The sequence below is a fragment of the Polaromonas sp. P4_H1 genome, assembly GCF_056400945.1.
Genome location: NZ_JBFUKG010000023.1, coordinates 40142 through 58867, shown reverse-complemented (window position 1 = coordinate 58867; position 18726 = coordinate 40142). Strand labels below are relative to the sequence as shown.

Sequence of the window (18726 nt, the reverse complement as noted above, 5' to 3'; positions counted from 1 at the left end):
TGGGTGCAGCGTGAAGGACGACGAATGAAACTGAAGTAGTTGTTCATCAGAAATTCCCCACAAACCAGTCTTTGACACGACCAAAAGCGTTGTGCATGCTGCCCGCCTTCTGCGCCACCTTGTAGCCCCGCATGCGTGCGAGCCGCGCTTCCTCGAGCAAACCCATCACCGTTGCGGCCCGGGCCTGCGCCACCATGTCGGACAGCGCGCTGGAGTAGCGCGGTATGCCGCGCCGCACCGGCTTGAGGAAGATGTCCTCGCCAAGCTCCACCATGCCCGGCATCACCGCGCTGCCGCCGGTGATCACGATGCCCGACGACAGCACCTCTTCGTAGCCCGACTCGCGGATGACCTGCTGGACCAGCGAATAAATCTCTTCAATGCGCGGCTCGATCACGCCGGCCAGGGCTTGCTTGCTGAGCATGCGCGGGCCGCGATCGCCCAGACCCGGAACCTCGACCTGCGTGTCGGGATCGGCCAGCAGCTGCTTGGCATAGCCGCTTTCGACCTTGATGTCCTCGGCATCCTTAGTAGGCGTGCGCAGGGCCATGGCGATATCGCTGGTGATCAGGTCGCCGGCAATCGGAATCACGGCGGTGTGCCGGATGGCGCCGCCGGTGAAGATGGCGACATCGGTGGTGCCCGCGCCAATGTCCACCAGCGCCACACCCAGCTCCTGCTCGTCCTGTGTCAACACGGCCAGGCTGGAGGCCAGCGGGTTGAGCATCAGCTGGTCGACCTCCAGCCCGCAGCGCCTGACACACTTGATGATGTTCTCGGCAGCGCTTTGCGCGCCGGTCACGATATGCACCTTGGCCTCGAGCCGGATGCCGCTCATGCCGATCGGCTCGCGCACATCCTGGCCGTCGATGACAAATTCCTGCGGCTCCACCAGCAGCAGCCGCTGGTCGGTCGAGATGTTGATGGCCTTGGCTGTTTCGATCACGCGGGCCACATCGGCCTGCGTCACTTCCTTGTCTTTCACCGCGACCATGCCGCTGGAATTGATGCCGCGGATATGGCTGCCGGTGATGCCGGTGTAGACCCGTGCGATCTTGCAGTCGGCCATCAACTCGGCCTCCTTCAGCGCCTGCTGGATGCTTTGCACCGTGGCGTCAATATTGACCACCACGCCGCGCTTGAGGCCATTGCTGGCCGCAATGCCCAGGCCTGCAAGCTTGAGTTCACCGCCCGGCATGACCTCTGCAACCACGGCCATGACCTTGCTGGTTCCGATGTCCAGTCCGACTACCAGGTCCTTGTATTCTTTGGCCATATATATTTACCTTTTCACTTTCCTGTCTTCTTTGTCACCAGCGTTCACCGTGGTAACACCCCTCAGCCTGATCGCATAACCGTTGCCATAGCGCAGGTCGGCGGACTCCAGGTCCCGTCCATACCTTGACGAGACCTGTGTCAGCGTTGCGATAAACCGCCGTACACGCACCTGTAATTCCTCCAGCGAGCCGCTTCCCAGCTCGATCACGGCGCCACTGTCGAGCCGCGCGCGCCAGCTTCCCTGTCCGGTCAGCTCCAGCTTCTCCAGCACTGCGTCCAGTCCTTCGAACATCGGGGACAGCAGCTGGTAAGCCTGGAGCACGAGCGGCGCCCGTCCCTGCGGGCCGTTGAGCAGCGGCAGGTCTTCGGCCTCCACATCGCCCTGGTTCGCTTCGAACACCTCGCCAAAACTGTTGACCAGGCGGGCCTCGCCTTCCGGGCCCCAATAGGCGATGGCCTTGTGCTCCTGCAGCACCACCTTGAGCCGGTTGGGAAACTCGCGCTGCACCAGCGCGCGGCGAACCCAGGGTACGGCTTCGAAGGCCGTCCGCGTATGGGCCAGGTCCACCGTGAAAAAATTGCCGCGCAACTTGGGCGCCACATTGGCGCGCAGGGTGACCGCGTTGTTGTGGGCCAGATCACCCTGCACGCGGATGCCGTTCAGGTTGAAAAGGGGCTGCCGCATCAGCCACGCCACGGCCAGCGCCAACACCATGGCCGCAAACACCAGGCCAAAAAGCACCGAAAAGGTGTTCATCAGCTTGATGTCCGCCGGCAGGGCGACTGGCATTGGCATGGTGCGGCTCAAGGGGTGCCTCCCCCTTGCGTTTGATGATCGAGCGCGGTGGTCTTCAGCACCTCGAGGCACAGGTCCTCATAGGAAATTCCGGCCGCCCGTGCCGACATGGGCACCAGCGAGTGGCCGGTCATGCCGGGCGAGGTATTGATTTCAAGCAGGTAGGGCTTGCGCGTTGCCTTGTCAATCATCACGTCGGCGCGCGCCCAGCCGCGGCAGTTGAGCGTGCGGTAAGCCTGCAGGACCAGCTGCTGGATGACGGCCTCTTCGCCTTCAGGCAGGCCGCAGGGCACCAGATACTGCGTAGTGTCGGTGAAGTATTTGTTCTGGTAGTCGTAATTGCCGTCGGGCGCAACGATGCGGATGACAGGCAGGGCGCGTGCCTCGCTGCCGGTTCCCAGTACCGGGCAGGTCACCTCGTCGCCACTGATGAACTGCTCGCACAGGATGTCGGCATCCAGCTTTTCAGCCTGCGCCACCGCATCTGCCATGCTGGCCCGCTCGGTCACCTTGGTCAACCCGATCGATGAGCCTTCCCGTGCGGGCTTGACAATCAGCGGCAAGCCCAGCTTGTCAGGGACGGCGCTCACGTCGGCGCTGCCATAGCTGCCCCGGCGCAACAGCACATAGGTGGGGGTCGGCAGGCCTTCGGCGAGCATGACCCGCTTGGTCATCACCTTGTCAATGGCCATGCTGGATGCCATAACGCCGGAGCCGGTATAGGGTATGCCCAGCAACTCCAATGCGCCCTGCACCGTGCCGTCTTCGCCGAACCGGCCATGCAGTGCGATGAAACAGCGCGCAAACCCGTCCTTTTTCAACTCGCTGATGTCGCGCTCGGCCGGGTCAAACGCATGGGCGTCCACACCGCGGGAACGTAACGCCTGCAACACGCCACGGCCCGACATCAGGGAGATCTCGCGCTCGGCCGACATGCCCCCCATGAGGACGGCGACCTTGCCAAACGTGGCCCCCGCGCTTGTCCCGGCGCTCACGGCCTGGGATGTGTCTGAGTTGCTACTCACTGCGCACCTTCCAGTTCCAACAATTTGCCGGGCACGAGCCCAATCGATCCGGCACCCATGCACATCACGACATCGCCTCCCAGTGCGTTATCCAGGATGGCTTGCGGCATCGCGTCGATCTCGCTCACAAATACCGGCTCCAGCTTGCCCGCCACGCGCAGCGCGCGCGCCAGCGAGCGGCCGTCAGCCGCCACGATGGGCGTCTCGCCGGCGGCATAGACTTCGGCCAGCAGCACGGCATCGGCCTGGCCGATGACCCTGACGAAGTCCTCAAAGCAGTCACGCGTACGGGTATAGCGGTGCGGCTGGAATGCCAGCACCAACCGTCTGCCCGGGAAGGCGCCGCGCGCAGCAGCCAGCGTCGCCGCGACCTCGACCGGATGGTGGCCGTAATCCTCGATGACCGTGAAATGGCCGCCGCCTTTGGCGGGCACATCGCCGTAGCTCTGGAAGCGCCGGCCCACGCCCCGGAATTCAGCCAGCGCTTTTTGCACCGCCGCATCCGGCACGTTGAGCTCCACCGCCACCGCAATGGCCGACAGGGCATTGAGCACGTTGTGCTCGCCAGCAAGGTTGAGCACCACCTCCAGGTCGGGCAGCGTGACACCGTTGCGGCGCTGCGCCGTGAAGTGCATTTGCGCGCCCACCGGCCGTACATTGACGGCCCGCACCTGTGCGTCTTCACCGAAGCCATAGCTGGTGATCGGGCAGGAGACATGCGGGACGATGTCGCGCACGGCGGGGTCGTCGGTACACAAAATCGCCGTGCCGTAAAAGGGCATGCGGTGCAGGAAATCGACAAAGGCCTTCTTCAGGTTGCCGAAATCGTGGCCGTAGGTTTCCATGTGGTCGGCGTCGATGTTGGTGACGACCGCCATCACGGGCAGCAGGTTCAGGAAGGAGGCATCCGATTCGTCGGCCTCGACCACGATGTAGTCGCCCGAGCCGAGCTTGGCATTCGCGCCGGCGCTGTTGAGCCGGCCGCCGATGACAAACGTCGGGTCCAGCCCGCCTTCGGCCAGCACACTGGCCACCAGGCTGGTGGTGGTGGTTTTGCCATGCGTGCCGGCAATCGCAATGCCCTGCTTCAGGCGCATCAGCTCGGCCAGCATCAGGGCACGGGGCACCACGGGAATGCGCTTTTCGCGCGCTGCCAGCACTTCGGGATTGTCGGGCTGCACGGCGGTGGAGGTCACCACCGCATCCACCATGGCCAGGTTGTCGGCGGCATGCCCGACAAAGGTCTTGATGCCGAGCCTGGCCAGCCGCTGCAGCGTGGCGCTGTCCGACAGGTCAGACCCCGAAATGACGTAGCCCAGGTTGTGCAGCACTTCGGCAATGCCTGACATGCCGGAGCCGCCCAACCCGATGAAGTGAATGTTTTTAATGGCGTGTTTCATCTTGCAAGCTCCTCGCAAGCGGCCACAACGCGCGTTGTGGCATCAGTTTTTTGCATGGTTTTGGCTTTTAGCGCGCATTGAAGCAGCGCGGATCGCTCAGTTTTTTGTAGCAAGTCGGCCAGTGCGGCGGCGCTCATGTCGCGCTGCTGCAGCAACCAGCCGCCCCCCTGGTCGACCAGGAACCGGGCATTCGTCGTCTGGTGGTCATCGACCGCGGAAGGAAAGGGCACAAACAGCGCTGCAGCCCCCACGGCGGCAATTTCAGTGACCGTGCTGGCGCCAGCGCGGCAAATGATGAGGTCGGCATCGGCAAATGCCTGTGCCGTGTCCTCAATGAAGGGCGTCAGTTCTGCCTGCACGCCGGCGGCTGCATAGTTGGCACGCAATTCGTCGATCTGGCGGATCCCGCTTTGATGCGTGACGTCGGGGCGCAGGGCTGGCGGCATCAGGGACAGGGCTTTGGGCACCAACTCATTCAGGGCCCTGGCCCCGAGGCTGCCACCGACCACCAGCAGCTTCAAGGGCCCTGCCCGGCCGGCAAATCGGGTTGCGGGATCCGGCTGGCGGGTGAAGGCGGGGCGCAGGGGGTTGCCGATCCATTCGGCTTTCCTGAACACGCCGGGGAAGGCCGTGAAGACGCGATCGGCCACGCCGGCCAGCACCTTGTTGACCATGCCCGCCACGGAGTTCTGTTCATGCAGCACCAGCGGCTTGCCCAGCAGCACGCTCATCATGCCGGCCGGAAAGGCGATGTAGCCGCCCAGCCCGACCACCACATCAGGCTTGACACGCCGCACAACCTGGATGCTCTGCCAAAAGGCCTTGAGCAGGCGCAGCGGCAGGAACACCAGGGTGACCGGGCCCTTGCCGCGCACGCCGGAGAAATCGATTGACTCGAAAGCGAAGCCGCGTGGTGGCACCAGCTGGCTTTCCATGCTGGGGTGGCCCGCATTGCCCCGGCCGCCCAGCCAGTGCACCCGCCAGCCGCGCTCGCGCAAGGCCTCGGCCACGGCGAGGCCCGGAAAAATATGGCCCCCGGTTCCGCCGGCCATCACCAAGGCGCAGTGTTGCTTGCTCATGCCCGGCCTCCGCGCATCAACAGTCGATTCTCATAATCGATTCTTAACACCACGGCCAAGGCAATCAGGTTCATCAAAATGGCCGAGCCGCCATAGCTCATCAGCGGCAGGGTCAGGCCCTTGGTGGGCAAGGCACCGAGGTTCACGCCGATGTTGATGAAGGTCTGGAAGCCCATCCAGATGCCGACACCTTGTGCCACCAGCCCGGCAAACAGACGGTCCAGTGCGATCGACTGGCGGCCGATGTGCATGATGCGGCGGGTCATCCACATGAACAGGCCAATCACCACGAGCACACCCAGCAGGCCGAACTCTTCGCCGATCACGGCCATCAGGAAGTCGGTGTGCGCCTCGGGCAGCCAGTGCAGCTTCTCGATGCTGCCGCCCAGGCCCACGCCAAAAATCTCGCCGCGCCCGAAAGCGATCAGCGAATGCGACAGCTGGTAGCCCTTGCCCATGGAGTACTTGTCGCTCCAGGGATCCAGGTAGGCAAAAATCCGCTCGCGGCGCCATTCGCTGAGCATCACCATCAGGCCAAATGCGACCACCACCACGGCCGCAATCACGAAGAACATGCGCGCATTGACGCCGCCGAGAAAGAGGATTCCCATCGCGATGACCGAGATCACCATGAAAGCGCCCATGTCAGGCTCGGCCAGCAGCAGCAGGCCCACGATGCCAATCGCCACCGCCATGGGCAACACAGCGCGAAAGAAGCGCTCCTTCACTTCCATCTTGCGAACCATGTAATCCGCGGCGTAGAGCAGCACCGCAAACTTCGCCAGCTCCGAGGGCTGGAAATTCATGAAGCCCATTGAAATCCAGCGCCGCGCGCCATTGACGCCCTTGCCGATAAAGGGCAGCAGTACCAGCATCAGCAGCAGCAGGGACAGCACAAACAGCCAGGGAGCCAGCTTTTCCCAGGTCGCCATGGGAACCTGAAACGCCAGATACGCCACGATGAAAGCCACCACCAGTGACAACACATGACGCAGCAGGAAATGCGTGTGCGCATAGCGGGAAAACTTGGGGTTGTCGGGCATCGCCACCGATGCCGAATACACCATGACCAAGCCCCACATCAGCAAGGCCACCGTCACCCAGACCAGCGCCTGGTCAAACCCCGCCATGCGAACAGGCGCAGCCGGGCTTCGGGACAGGCTCTGCCGACCGAGGCGAACGGGCAGCACATCCGCAGCGACCGCGCCGACGCCGCCGAGACCGGAAAGCCAACCCCAAAGGCGTGCAGCCACGGTCACAACACCACCCCCTGTTCCTGGGCCAGCGCCTGCACCGCATCACAAAAGACCTGGGCGCGGTGTTCGTAGTTGTCAAACATGTCAAAACTGGCGCAGGCGGGCGACATCAGGACAGCGTCACCGGTATGGGCCTGCGCGGCCGCCAGGCTCACCGCCTCCTGCATCGACGCGGCGTCCAGCAGCGCCACCTGGCTGGCCTGCAGGGCAGACCGGATGAGGGGCGCGTCCTTGCCGATCAGCACCACGGCGCGGGCATGGCGCGACACGGGCTCGGCCAGCGGCGAAAAATCCTGCCCCTTGCCTTCGCCGCCCAGAATCACCACCAGCTTGCGTTCGGCCCCCAGACCCACCAGTGCCGCCGCGGTGGCGCCGACATTGGTGCCCTTGCTGTCGTCGAAATATTCGACATCGTTCACCACCGCGATGGATTCCACGCGGTGCGGCTCGCCCCGGTACTCGCGCAGACCATGCAGCATGGGCGCAAGGCTGCAACCGGCCGCGACGGCCAGCCCGAGCGCCGCCAGCGCATTGGTGGCGTTGTGGCGGCCGCGAATGCGCAGGGCATCCAGCGGCATCAGGCGCTGGATGTGCAGCTCCACTTCTTCACCCTTGCGGCGCTTGATGGTTTCATCGGCTTCCGCGGCGCGCACCAGCCACGCCATGCCATTGACGGTTTCGATGCCGTAGTCACCGGGTCGCTGGGGCTCCCCGGCGCCAAAAGTCGAATGCGGGCGAACCTGCGGAGGCCGCAGGCGTACCTTGACGGGCGGCGGAAGCATCTCCATCACCCGGGGATCGTCACGGTTAAGCAGCATGAAGGTGCTGCGTCCAAATATCCGGGCCTTGGCCGCGACGTAAGCATCCATGTCGCCGTGCCAGTCCAGATGATCCTGGGTCACATTCAACACCACGGCAGCCGTCGGCTCAAAGTCCTGCGCATCCGCGAGCTGGAAGCTGGACAGTTCCAGCACCCACACCTGCGGCAGGGTGTCCGCGTCAAGACGCGCAGACAGCGTATCGAGCAGCGTCGGGCCGATATTGCCTGCAACGGCAACAGTTTTTCCGGCCCGTTGCACCAGTTGGCCGACCAGGGAAGTCACCGTGGTTTTGCCGTTGGTTCCCGTGATGGCCAGCACCACCGGCCTGTAGCCAGCGGGCTGTTCGGCCGGCGCGGGGGCGAGCAGAGCGGGCAACGCAGCGTCTTCGCCGGCATCTTCCGAGGCAGGCGCGCTTTCCGCAGCATCTGGCGCGGGCATCTCTTCCAAGTCGCCGGAGGAATCAGTCACCACAGCGGCTTCGCCCTCAAGCGAGCCGGCGGCATCCGTTACATCGGATACATCGGATACATCGGGCAATGGCGATTCAATCACCGGTTCAGGCGATTCAAGAGGCTGGGGATTTTCTTCCACCACCTCCGTTGTCAGCACCTCGCGGAGATCGGCCAGGGCCCGAGAGAACAGATCAAGTTCACCCCCGACAGGCAAGCCCATGGCACGCGCGGCATCGACCACAGGAGCGATCACGGCAGGCGCCAATCCTGGCGAACGATAGACTGCGCGCACGGCGCTACCCTGCACGAGGTCCGGCGTAAAAGCGCCTCTCACAAACTTCACCCCGGGAAGTTCCTGCCGAAGCGTCGCGAGCAATGCGGGCGCATCGCGTGTGTCAGCGACCGTCACCAATGCCCCATGGCGGACGCACCAGCGCGCCATGGCCAAGCCGGACGCGCCCAGGCCCAGGATCAGCACGGTTTGGTCTTGTAAATGCCTCATGCCTTACCTGAGCTTCAAGGTTGACAGGCCGACCAGGCACAGCAGCATGGTGATGATCCAGAAGCGGACGACCACTTGCGTTTCTTTCCAGCCGCTTTTCTCGAAGTGGTGGTGCAGCGGCGCCATCTTGAAGAGGCGCCGGCCTTCGCCGTAGCGCTTCTTGGTGTACTTGAACCAGGTCACCTGCATCATCACGGACAGGGCCTCGACGACAAAAATGCCGCCCATGATGGCCAGCACAATTTCCTGGCGCACGATGACGGCGATGGTGCCCAGCGCCGCCCCCAGCGCCAGTGCGCCGACGTCCCCCATGAACACCTGGGCCGGGTGCGTGTTGAACCACAGGAACGCCAGCCCGGCCCCCGCCATGGCCGAGCAAAAGATCAGCAGCTCACCGGAGCCGGGAATGTGCGGAAAGAAAAGGTATTTGGAGTAGACCGCGCTACCGGTCACATAGGCGAACACGCCCAGTGCAGACCCCACCATGACTACCGGCATGATGGCCAGCCCGTCCAGGCCGTCGGTCAGGTTGACGGCATTGCTTGAGCCAACGATTACCAGGTAGGTCAGAATCACAAAACCAAACACACCCAGCGGATAACTGATTTCCTTCACGAAGGGCACCAGCAGACCGGCCTTGGGCGGCAGGTTGACGTCAAATCCCGACTGCACCCAGCTGAAAAACAGTTCCAGCACGCGCAGGTTGGAACTCTCCGAGATGCTGAACACCAGGTACAGCGCCGCCACCAGGCCAATCAGCGATTGCCACAGGTATTTTTCACGCGATCGCATGCCTTCCGGATCTTTCAGCACCACCTTGCGCCAGTCGTCGGCCCAGCCGATGGCACCGAATCCCAGGGTGACGAGCAGCACAATCCACACGAAGCGGTTGGACAGGTCAAACCACAGCAGGGTCGAAATGCCGATGGACATCAGGATCAGCACGCCCCCCATGGTGGGCGTTCCGCTCTTGCTCAGGTGTGTCTGCATCGCATATTCGCGGATGGGCTGGCCGATCTTCAGCGAAATCAGCCGGCGAATGACAAACGGCCCGGCAAGCAGGCCGATCAGCAGCGCCGTGAGCGCGGCCATGACGGCACGGAATGTCAGGTACTGAAACACCCTGAACGACCCGAATTCAGGGGAAATCGACTGGAGCCACTGGGCCAGGCTAAGCAGCATGAAATGCCTCCTGCCGAGCCGCCGGCAGCGAACGCATGTAAGCGTGGGGGCTCATGTTTCTTCCTTGTAGTTTTGTGTGTTATCTGCAATGGCCTGGACCACCTGCTCCATCTTCATGAAGCGGGAGCCCTTCACCAGCACGCTGCCGGCCTGCGGCAATTCAGCCAACACGGCGGCGGCCAGATCAGCCATCTGGTTGAAATGGCGTCCCGCGCCGAAAGCGGTGCCCGCCCCTTGGGACTGGGCGCCCAGCGTGAAAAGCTGCTCGATGCCCCGCGCGCGAGCATACCGGCCGGCTTCTTCGTGGAACTGGGGGCCCTGGTCGCCCACCTCACCCATGTCGCCCATGACCAGCAGGCGCGGCGCCGGCAACTCGGCCAGCACCTCGATGGCCGCGCGCATGGAGTCGGGATTGGCGTTGTAGGTGTCGTCGATCAATGTCACCACACGATTCGCCAGGCGCACGGTCACGGCGCGGGAACGCCCCTTGACCGGGGCGAATTCCGGCAAACCCGCCGCGATGGCTGGCAGGGGAACGCCGGCGGCCAGCGCACAGGCGATGGCGGCCAGCGCATTCTTGACGTTGTGCCGGCCCGCAATATGCAGGGAAAAATCAAGCGGACCTGAGGGTGTCCGGGCCGCAACCTGCCAGCAGTCGCCGCTCCACTGCGCCTGGGCCGTGACATCGGCCGGACCCGTTTGTGCAAAAGTCAGCACGCGGCGCGCCCCCGCGAGGCCGCGCCAGATAGCGGTGTAGTCATCATCGGCAGGAAAAACGGCAATGCCATCCGTGCCGAGGGCCTGCAGGACGGAGCCGTTCTCCCGGGCGACGGCTTCCACCGTGGCCATGAATTCAAGGTGCTCGCGCTGGGCGTTATTGACCAGCGCCACGCCGGGCCTGACCAGTGCGGCGAGGTAGGCGATTTCTCCGGGATGGTTCATGCCCAGCTCCACCACGCCCACCTCATGGGAGGCACGAAGGCGCAACAACGTCAGGGGCACCCCAATATCGTTGTTGAGATTGCCTTCCGTGGCAAAAGCCTGCGTGGATTTCCAGGCCCGCAGGATAGCCGCGATCATCTGCGTCACCGTCGTTTTGCCGTTGCTTCCCGTCACCGCAATGAGGGGCAAGCTGAATTGCGAACGCCAGCCGGCCGCCAGCTGGCCGAGCGCCAGTTTCGAGTCAGCCACCTCCAGACCCGGCAGACCTGCCGCGGCCAGGCCATGGTGGGCAATCGCCGCCACGGCGCCCTGCGCCTTGGCCTGCGCCAGAAATTCATGGGCGTCAAAGCGCTCGCCCTTGAGCGCCACGAACAGGTCGCCGGCCTGCAGGCTGCGGGTATCGGTGTGCACGCGCAGAGGCTTCACGCTGCCATCACCCACCAGCCGGGCCGACGGCAACCAGCCCAGCGCCTGTTGCAAGGTCATCATGCGGAGCCTCCCCCGGCCTGGCGTGCCACGCGCGCCGCATTCAGGGCGAGGGCGGCTTGCGCCTGCGCCCTGTCGGAAAACGGAAGCTTCACGCCCTGGATCTCCTGATAACTTTCATGCCCCTTGCCCGCCAGCAGCACCACATCATGGGCTTGCGCCACGCTCAGCGCATGCGCAATCGCCGAACCCCGGTCTGCCTGCACGTGCACGGCGTCGCGGTGATTCAACCCCCTCAGCACCTGGTCGATGATGGCCAGTGGGTTCTCACTGCGCGGGTTGTCGCTGGTGACCACCACTTTGTCGGCATTTTTTTCCACCACCGCAGCCATCAGCGGACGCTTGCCGGCATCGCGGTCTCCGCCACAGCCAAAGACGCACCAGAGCTGGCCACCGCGGCTGCGCGCGACCGGCTGGAGCGCTGTGAGTACTTTTTCCAGGGCGTCGGGCGTGTGCGCGTAATCGATGACGACCAGCGGCAGGCCTTCTTCCGCCAGCGTGTCCATGCGCCCCGGCACCGGCAGCAGGTCGGCACACGCGCCCACCGCGTCGGCCAGCGGTATGCCCATGGCACGCAGGGCCGCGATGACGCCCAGCAGGTTGTACACGTTGTACTGGCCGACCAGCTTGCTGGACACTCGGTGCTGCTCCGCGCCTTCGACGACATCAAAACTCACGCCATTCATGCCGTGGTGGATTTTTTGTGCATGAATCCGGGCCGGCCCTGTGCAGGACAATGTCCAGACATCCAGGTCCGAGCCGGCCAGCGAAGCGCTCAACTCAAGGCCTTTGCCATCGTCCACGTTGATGACTGCCGCCTTCAGGCCAGGCCAGCTGAACAGCATTTTCTTGGCCTCCCAATAGGCCGGCATGGACGGGTGGTAGTCGAGATGGTCCTGCGTGAAGTTGGTGAAGATCGCGACCTGTATGGTGGTGGCATCCAGACGCCGCTCCACCAGCCCTATCGAGGAAGCCTCCAGGGCGCAGGCGGCGAAGCCCTCGTCCACAAAACGGCGCAGTTGCTGCTGGAGCAGCACAGGATCAGGTGTGGTCAACCCCGTGAAAACCACCGCACCGGGCTCCCCGATGCCCAGGGTTCCCACGACACCGCATTTGCGCCTCAGCCTGCCCAGCGCCTGGGCCAGCCACCATGTTGTCGATGTCTTGCCATTGGTGCCGGTGACGGCTGCGACCTGCAGGTGCCGGCTCGGCTCATCAAAATAGGCAGCGGCGATGGGGCCGGTTGCCGCCTTGAGTCCCGCGTAAGCGGCCACCCTTTCATCTTCCGGGCCACGGGGCTCAAAGCCCTGCAACTCCACCAGGCAGGCGCGAGCGCCCGAAGCCAGTGCGTCACCAAGATACTTCCGGCCATCCGTCGCAGCGCCGGGCCATGCAATGAATCCGTCACCGCCGCCCACCATGCGGCTGTCCGTCCGCAGGCTGCCGGTCACGCGCTCACGCAACCAGCGGGCCGCCTGCTCGGGGGTATGGAGCTGGGTTGTCAAAACGACTCCTCGACAGCCTGCGTCACGATTTGCGGCTTGACGCTCACGTCCGGCTGAACGCCCATCATGCGCAGCGTCTGCTGCACCACTTCACTGAAAACCGGCGCCGCCGCAACGCCGCCAAAATACTGGCCATCACTCGGCTCGTCGATCATCACCGCGACGATGATGCGCGGTGCCTCGATAGGCGCCATGCCGGTGAACCAGGCACGGTATTTGTTGCTCGCATAGCCCTTGCCGACCTGCTTGTGCGCCGTGCCCGACTTGCCGCCAACCGAATAGCCGACCGTCTGTGCCAGTTGGCCGGTGCCACCCGGTGCCGCAGCCATCTGGAGCATCCTTCGCACCGCATGCGCGTTCTCGGCAGAAAACACCCTGACGCCGACGGCGGGCTCAGTGCTCTTGAGCATGGTAACCGGAATGATCCGCCCATCGTGCGCAAACGAGGTATAGGAATGCGCCATCTGGAACAGCGAGGCCGAGAGCCCGTAGCCATAAGCCATGGTCGCCTGCTCAACAGGCCGCCAGCTTTTCCAGGGTCGCAGCCGGCCTGTCACGGCGCCGGGAAACTGGATCTGGGGCTTCTGCCCGTAACCGAGCGCGGTGTAGGTATCCCACATCTCGTGCGGACTCATTTTTTGCGCGATTTTCAACGCCCCGACGTTGCTCGACTTCTGGATCACGCCCTCGACGGTCAGCGTGCCGTAGTTGTGGGTATCGCTGATGGTGAAGCCGCCGATGCTGAAGCGGCCAGGCCCGGTTTCGACGAGGGTCTGCGGTTTGACCCGGCCGGCTTCCAGCGCCATGGCGACCGTGATCGGCTTCATCGTTGAACCGGGCTCGAAGGTGTCAGTCAGCGCGCGGTTGCGCAGTTGCTCGCCCGTGAGGTTCTGCCGCTTGTCAGGCACGTAGCTCGGGTAGTTGGCGAGCGCCAGCACCTCGCCGGTGATCGCATCAAGCACCACCACGCTGCCGGCCTTGGCCTTGCGCGCGGTCACGGCGTCGCGCAGCTTCTGGTAAGCGAAGAACTGCACCTTGCTGTCGACGCTTAACTGGATGTCTTTGCCCTCGATCGGCGGCACCTGCTCACCAACGCCCTCAACCACGCGACCGAGCCGGTCCTTGATGACACGCCGTGAGCCCGCCTTTCCGGCGAGCTCCTTGTTGAACGTGAGTTCGATGCCTTCCTGGCCGTTGTCTTCGACGTTGGTGAACCCAACCACATGGGCAGCCGCCTCGCCTTCAGGGTACTTGCGCTTGTATTCCCGGCGCGCATAGATCCCCTTGATGCCCATCGCATGGATTTGCTGGGCTATCGGCTCGTCGACCTGGCGCTTGAGCCAGACAAAAGTTTTGTCCTCGTTACCCAGTTTTTTCTTCAGATCAGCCTGCGGCATTTCCAGCAGCCTGGCGAGTTCTGCAAGCTGGGCCCTGCTCGCTTCGACGTCTTCCGGGATGGCCCAGATACTGGGAGCAGGCACGCTGGAAGCCAAAATCAGGCCATTGCGATCGAGAATACGGCCGCGATTGGCCGGCAACTCCAGCGTTCGGGCAAAGCGGACTTCACCCTGGCGCTGGAAAAATTCATTGCCGAAAACCTGGATGTACGCGGCCCGCCCCGCCAGCCCCACAAAAGCCAGGGCAATGGCCGCCACAATAAATTTGCTGCGCCAGACCGGCGTCTTGCTGGCCAGCAAGGGGCTGGAGCTGTAGAGAACGCTCCTACTCATGCGGCACCCCGGCAACCGCAGCATCCCGATAGGTCACATACTGCGTGATGGCCGGCGTTGCCGTGCGCATCTGCAGGCGATCCCTGGCGAGTTTCTCAACCCGAAGAGGCGTGGCCTGGGCACGCTTTTCAAGCTGCAGGCGTTCATTATCCGTTTCGATTTGCCGGCTGTGGGCGGTGGCCTTTTCAAGCTCCACATACAGGCGACGCGACTCGTACTGAGTGCTCACCAGATAAAGCGCACTGGCCAACACGGCCAGCAGCAGGACGAGGTTCAGGCGGAGCATCTGATGGCCCCCACGCTTGTCACTGCGTGTACTGCGCTGCCCCCCGAGGGGGCCGCTGCGCCTGCGGTCTGGCAAAGCCAGTCCCGCGGCCCCTGCTGGGATGAAGAGTCCCCACGCTTGCTCACTCCGTGTAGCTCCCGAGGCCCTGCAGGCCGCGGCTCGCGGGACGCTTCACCTCTGTCGTTCAACCCCCGAGGGGCTAGGAGCAGTTTTGCGGTATTCATGCGCTCACCTCGGTGCGCTCGGCCACCCGCATCACGGCGCTGCGGGAACGGGGGTTGGCGGCAATCTCCTCTTCGCTGGGCTTGATGCGGCCCAGGGCCTTGAGCCTCATGGCCTTGGGCGCGGCAAACGGGGCGCGGCGGTCAAACACTTCGCGCGACTGCCCGGCGATGAATTGCTTGACGATGCGGTCTTCGAGCGAATGAAAACTGATCACCACCAGACGGCCTCCCGGTTGGAGTACTTTCAGCGAAGCTTCTAACGCCTGTTGCAGCTCTTCAAGCTCGGCGTTGATGAAAATCCGAAGAGCCTGAAATGTGCGCGTTGCAGGGTCCTTGCCCGGCTCGCGGGTTTTGACCGCGCCAGCCACGACTTCGGCCAGCTCAGCGGTGGTTCGAAGAGGGCCCCGTTCCTGTCGGCGACGATCAATCGCCTTTGCAATCTGTTGAGCAAACCGTTCTTCGCCATATTCACGAATCACCTCCGCCATTGTTTCTATGGATGCGTCTGTCAGCCACTCGGCCACACTCTGGCCACGCGTCGTATCCATGCGCATGTCCAGAGGCCCCTCCGAACGAAAGGAAAAGCCGCGCAGCGGGTTGTCGATCTGGGGTGAGCTCACGCCAAGGTCCATCAGCACGCCCGCTGCGCTGGCAGCGGGCAGTTGACCCAGGTGCATGAAGCCTTCGTGGCGAATTGAAAAGCGCGGGTCGGCGATGGTTTGCGCTTCCGCGATGGCGTCGAGGTCCTTGTCGAAGGCCGTGAGACGCCCTTGCGGCGAAAGCCGGGACAGCAAGAGGCGCGAATGCCCGCCGCGACCGAAAGTCGCGTCGATGTAGTGGCCGTCCGGGTTGATGTGAAGCGCCGCTATGGCTTCGTTCAACAAGACGGTGCGATGTGTCCATGTGTCTTGCACCGTCTTCTTTCAGAATGAAAAGTCTCTGAAGACATCGGGCATTTCACCCTTCATCTGCTCGGCCTCCTGGGCGGCATACGTCGCAGCGTCCCAGAGTTCGAAGTAGCTACCCATGCCGAGCAGCACCGTATCCTTGCTGATGCCGGCAGCTTGCCGAAGTTCAGGCGAAACCAATACACGGCCAGTCGCATCCATGTCCACATCCATCGCATTACCCAGGAAAATCCGTTTCCACCATTGGGCCTGCATGGGCAGCGAGGCGATGCGGTCGCGGAATTTCTCCCATTCGTTGCGTGGGAAAATCATAAGGCAGCCGTGCGGATGTTTGGTGATGGTGAGCTGGCTGGAGGCAGTGGCGCTCAGCACGTCGCGATGCCGGGTCGGCACAGAGAGCCGCCCCTTGGTATCGAGAACTAGAGATGAAGCACCTTGAAACACCGTTACAAACCTTTAGAGAACACTTTTCACCACTAAATTGCACTTTTTCCCACTTTATCAGGAAACATTCCGCAAGCAAGAGGTTTGACACAAATTTTTTCAATGAAATCAAGGACTTAGAAGCATCTTCAGAAGTCATATGGAATTTAAAAAGTGTTCTAAATTAAGCACTTAGCAAAGCCAATGAAAGTGTTGCATTAAGGGACGCGCAGGACGGCATGCCAATGGATGGACTCCCAGGCCATGCCTGATGACGCCCCGGCGATGTCAAGACAGTGCGAAAGGTAAGTATCAGCAACGTTCCTGTTTTTTTGAAAACAGTCGGCAGGTCACTCACTCATGACGACCGGTCATAGCGAACGATATAAGCCGCAAGCAGGTCGCAAGCAATATGGTTTCCGGCCCGGGGCACGGGTGTGGACCCGGTCAAAGACAGAGGTAGCAAGGGGGCAGACAGGTTACGCGGGCTGCGGACAATCGTTTCGCAAGTGCCCCAGATGCAGAAGCACCCCTCGCAGGGCGGGACACGATGAGTGGACCTCAGTCAACTCGAGCAAGCACCCTGGCATGTTCCGTGATTCCGATCACATTGAAAAAAGCAACCACCAGGCGATTGACGTCCGAGAACTGTACGGAGCGGTTTTCAGTCTCGCGGGCCGACACCCAGTTAAGCAACGTTCCTGCGGCAGAAAAATCGACGCGTATGAGCTTGGCGCAGGAGATCAGCATCACGTCTGCCCCCATCAGCTTGGCCCCCAGCTTGTCCAGCACTTCAATGGCATCGCCCTGGATTTGCCCGGACAGTTCCACTGACGCCTGCTGGCTCATCACCGAGCTTTGTCCGTCGATCTGGGTATCCCCCTCCAGACTACTTATGCCGGAGTGTGTGGAGTCGCGAAACACCTCCCCAATGATGGCCTGCCCGCCCATCGAGCCGCCTTTTGTATCCAGCGGCTTGTACTTGCAACGTGCGGCGCCCCAGGCGGGCGGCGAAACCTCGTAAGTCACGCAAAAATCAAGGGCTGCGAGTTCAAAGTCGTCAGGCCGGTGCATGACACGCAGCGCCTCCAGGCGAAGGTGCCACCAGCTGTGAGCTGTATCACGACTGCCCGAAGGTGTGGCGTTTTGCAGGACGTTTAGCAATTTCGCATCGCCAATAAAACCCAGCTGAACAGGCTGTGCCGCCCAACTACTGAATACCCCGGTCAAAGGCCCGAGAGCAGCCAGTTCAATGGTTTTGAGGTTGCTCCAGTCCAGGCGCCACGGCATAGGCGCCTTGGCGGTGGCCGCCTTGAGGGCCGCAACGGTCTGGATGCCCAGCGCCGAAGGACATACCCAGTCGGCAGCAGGCGCGTTGCTTGCCTTGCCAGCCGGGGCACTGAGCTTTTTCACCATGTCCGGCATGGAGAACCACTGCGGAGCCGAACGGTCAAACCGCTCCACAAACTGGATCGCGGCCGTCTCGAATTTTTCCTGCTGACCCGTGGCACGGTACAAATCAAACAGCGCCAGCCATGTTTCAGTGTGCTCCGCGCGAACACCGCCCGGCCCCAATATCTCAAGCAGGCCCGCTTCGGCGCCGGCATCATCGCCATTGGCAAAGCGGATGGCGGCTTCTTCCAGTTCCGCATCGTGCACCCCGTGCCGGGCCCCGTCCTCCTCCACATCCACCGCTGTGAGCTTGGAAGGCGAAAAACCCGATGTACTGCCGTCGTAATCACCCCCAACGCCCGCGAGGCCGCCAATGGCATGGGGCTTCGCAGGAAGGCTGGCTGGCTGGGTAGGTGCGGAGGAGGCTGCAGGCACCGTGAGCAAGGCATCGGGCTGGGTCGGCATCAACTCCTGTGCTGACATTGGAGTTGCCGCTTTTTGGGCGGCAGACTCCAGTCCGTTGGGTTCCGTGGCCTTGTAGGCGGTAGGCAGGGCGTTATCCAGCAGCGAGGTCTGCGTCGCGGCAGGCTTGCCACGGGCCCCAAGGGGTCCTTGAGCAGAATTGCCCTGAACAGTGCCATTCTTGGTTTTCCACCACTGCATGGACATCTGCGCCTCGATCTCATCGATCTTTTTCAGCGTGGATGCACGGTCATCTGGCCTGGAAGGCATGCTGCTCTGGAAAAACGACGGTCGGCCGCCCGGGTCCTGGCCCACGCCCACCATGGCTTCGCGCTTGCGCATTTTGCGCAGCATGTCGAATTCGCGCTTGCGCACAAAGTCGTTGCGCCGCTTGCGCTCAATCATCTCCTTGAGCAATTGCTTGCTCATGGCTTCGTTCCGGTCTGACTGCGCGGAGTCCAGATCCGACCAGTTCGTCGCAGGATTGCGGACGAACTTCACCATCTTGGAGAGCAAGCCGGATTCGGTATCTTCTTTGGACATGACGGGACGGTTAAAAACGTTCAACCAGCAAACC

General features: G+C 62.8%; 15 protein-coding genes. All 15 read right to left on the bottom strand.

Translation table 11 applies throughout. From position 1 onward, the window contains the following. Positions 1–46 precede the first annotated feature (46 nt). The 15 genes from ftsA to AC1DS5_RS22920 all read right to left on the bottom strand — a co-directional run bounded on the left by ftsA (position 47) and on the right by AC1DS5_RS22920 (position 18692). Positions 47–1276 (bottom strand): cell division protein FtsA, encoded by a 1230-nt coding sequence (gene ftsA, locus AC1DS5_RS22990; protein WP_477720571.1) that lies wholly within the window; start codon positions 1274–1276, stop codon positions 47–49. A gap of 6 nt (positions 1277–1282) precedes the next feature. Beyond that, positions 1283–2074, bottom strand: coding sequence for a cell division protein FtsQ/DivIB (locus AC1DS5_RS22985; RefSeq protein ID WP_477720570.1), 792 nt, complete (start codon positions 2072–2074; stop codon positions 1283–1285). 8 nt (positions 2075–2082) lie between these two features. Beyond that, on the bottom strand, positions 2083–3099 hold the full coding sequence (locus AC1DS5_RS22980; protein ID WP_477720569.1) for a D-alanine--D-alanine ligase: 1017 nt from the start codon (positions 3097–3099) through the stop codon (positions 2083–2085). Continuing rightward, positions 3096–4499, bottom strand: coding sequence for a UDP-N-acetylmuramate--L-alanine ligase (gene murC, locus AC1DS5_RS22975; protein WP_477720568.1), 1404 nt, complete (start codon positions 4497–4499; stop codon positions 3096–3098). The genes AC1DS5_RS22980 and murC overlap by 4 nt, the downstream gene beginning before the upstream one ends. Next, positions 4496–5578, bottom strand: coding sequence for an undecaprenyldiphospho-muramoylpentapeptide beta-N-acetylglucosaminyltransferase (gene murG / locus AC1DS5_RS22970; protein ID WP_477720567.1), 1083 nt, complete (start codon positions 5576–5578; stop codon positions 4496–4498). The genes murC and murG overlap by 4 nt, the downstream gene beginning before the upstream one ends. Further along, positions 5575–6837 carry a putative lipid II flippase FtsW gene (ftsW, locus tag AC1DS5_RS22965; RefSeq protein WP_477720566.1) on the bottom strand — a complete coding sequence of 421 codons (1263 nt, stop codon included), beginning with the start codon at positions 6835–6837 and terminating at the stop codon, positions 5575–5577. Before ftsW ends, murG begins: the two co-directional genes overlap by 4 nt. After that, a complete protein-coding gene (gene murD / locus AC1DS5_RS22960) occupies positions 6834–8609 on the bottom strand; it encodes a UDP-N-acetylmuramoyl-L-alanine--D-glutamate ligase (RefSeq protein WP_477720565.1) in 1776 nt (591 codons plus the stop codon). The genes ftsW and murD overlap by 4 nt, the downstream gene beginning before the upstream one ends. Before the next feature lie 3 nt (positions 8610–8612). Beyond that, on the bottom strand, positions 8613–9791 hold the full coding sequence (mraY, locus tag AC1DS5_RS22955; RefSeq protein ID WP_477720564.1) for a phospho-N-acetylmuramoyl-pentapeptide-transferase: 1179 nt from the start codon (positions 9789–9791) through the stop codon (positions 8613–8615). Between the two features lie 51 nt (positions 9792–9842). Continuing rightward, on the bottom strand, positions 9843–11222 hold the full coding sequence (locus AC1DS5_RS22950; RefSeq protein ID WP_477720563.1) for a UDP-N-acetylmuramoyl-tripeptide--D-alanyl-D-alanine ligase: 1380 nt from the start codon (positions 11220–11222) through the stop codon (positions 9843–9845). Then, positions 11219–12724, bottom strand: coding sequence for a UDP-N-acetylmuramoyl-L-alanyl-D-glutamate--2,6-diaminopimelate ligase (locus AC1DS5_RS22945; RefSeq protein ID WP_477720562.1), 1506 nt, complete (start codon positions 12722–12724; stop codon positions 11219–11221). The genes AC1DS5_RS22950 and AC1DS5_RS22945 overlap by 4 nt, the downstream gene beginning before the upstream one ends. Then, on the bottom strand, positions 12721–14454 hold the full coding sequence (locus AC1DS5_RS22940; RefSeq protein ID WP_477720561.1) for a peptidoglycan D,D-transpeptidase FtsI family protein: 1734 nt from the start codon (positions 14452–14454) through the stop codon (positions 12721–12723). Before AC1DS5_RS22940 ends, AC1DS5_RS22945 begins: the two co-directional genes overlap by 4 nt. Further along, the gene (gene ftsL, locus AC1DS5_RS22935) at positions 14447–14740 is read right to left on the bottom strand and encodes a cell division protein FtsL (RefSeq protein WP_477720560.1); all 294 of its coding nucleotides are present in this window, start codon (positions 14738–14740) and stop codon (positions 14447–14449) included. Before ftsL ends, AC1DS5_RS22940 begins: the two co-directional genes overlap by 8 nt. A gap of 220 nt (positions 14741–14960) precedes the next feature. Next, positions 14961–15878: a 16S rRNA (cytosine(1402)-N(4))-methyltransferase RsmH gene (gene rsmH / locus AC1DS5_RS22930; RefSeq protein ID WP_477720559.1), complete on the bottom strand. Its 918-nt coding sequence runs from the start codon at positions 15876–15878 to the stop codon at positions 14961–14963. Positions 15879–15887: 9 nt separating this feature from the next. Continuing rightward, positions 15888–16316 carry a division/cell wall cluster transcriptional repressor MraZ gene (mraZ, locus tag AC1DS5_RS22925; RefSeq protein ID WP_477720558.1) on the bottom strand — a complete coding sequence of 143 codons (429 nt, stop codon included), beginning with the start codon at positions 16314–16316 and terminating at the stop codon, positions 15888–15890. A gap of 540 nt (positions 16317–16856) precedes the next feature. Next, the gene (locus AC1DS5_RS22920; RefSeq protein ID WP_477720557.1) at positions 16857–18692 is read right to left on the bottom strand and encodes an STAS domain-containing protein; all 1836 of its coding nucleotides are present in this window, start codon (positions 18690–18692) and stop codon (positions 16857–16859) included. Positions 18693–18726 lie beyond the last annotated feature (34 nt).

What these genes read in the sequence shown, in the direction of transcription:
- ftsL (WP_477720560.1), bottom strand. Translation starts at nt 14,740, where the DNA reads ATGCTCCGCCTGAACCTCGTCCTGCTGCTGGCCGTGTTGGCCAGTGCG.
- AC1DS5_RS22920 (WP_477720557.1), bottom strand. Translation starts at nt 18,692, where the DNA reads ATGTCCAAAGAAGATACCGAATCCGGCTTGCTCTCCAAGATGGTGAAG.
- murC (WP_477720568.1), bottom strand. Translation starts at nt 4,499, where the DNA reads ATGAAACACGCCATTAAAAACATTCACTTCATCGGGTTGGGCGGCTCC.
- ftsA (WP_477720571.1), bottom strand. Translation starts at nt 1,276, where the DNA reads ATGGCCAAAGAATACAAGGACCTGGTAGTCGGACTGGACATCGGAACC.
- murD (WP_477720565.1), bottom strand. Translation starts at nt 8,609, where the DNA reads ATGAGGCATTTACAAGACCAAACCGTGCTGATCCTGGGCCTGGGCGCG.
- AC1DS5_RS22950 (WP_477720563.1), bottom strand. Translation starts at nt 11,222, where the DNA reads ATGATGACCTTGCAACAGGCGCTGGGCTGGTTGCCGTCGGCCCGGCTG.
- mraY (WP_477720564.1), bottom strand. Translation starts at nt 9,791, where the DNA reads ATGCTGCTTAGCCTGGCCCAGTGGCTCCAGTCGATTTCCCCTGAATTC.
- AC1DS5_RS22940 (WP_477720561.1), bottom strand. Translation starts at nt 14,454, where the DNA reads ATGAGTAGGAGCGTTCTCTACAGCTCCAGCCCCTTGCTGGCCAGCAAG.
- murG (WP_477720567.1), bottom strand. Translation starts at nt 5,578, where the DNA reads ATGAGCAAGCAACACTGCGCCTTGGTGATGGCCGGCGGAACCGGGGGC.
- AC1DS5_RS22985 (WP_477720570.1), bottom strand. Translation starts at nt 2,074, where the DNA reads ATGCCAATGCCAGTCGCCCTGCCGGCGGACATCAAGCTGATGAACACC.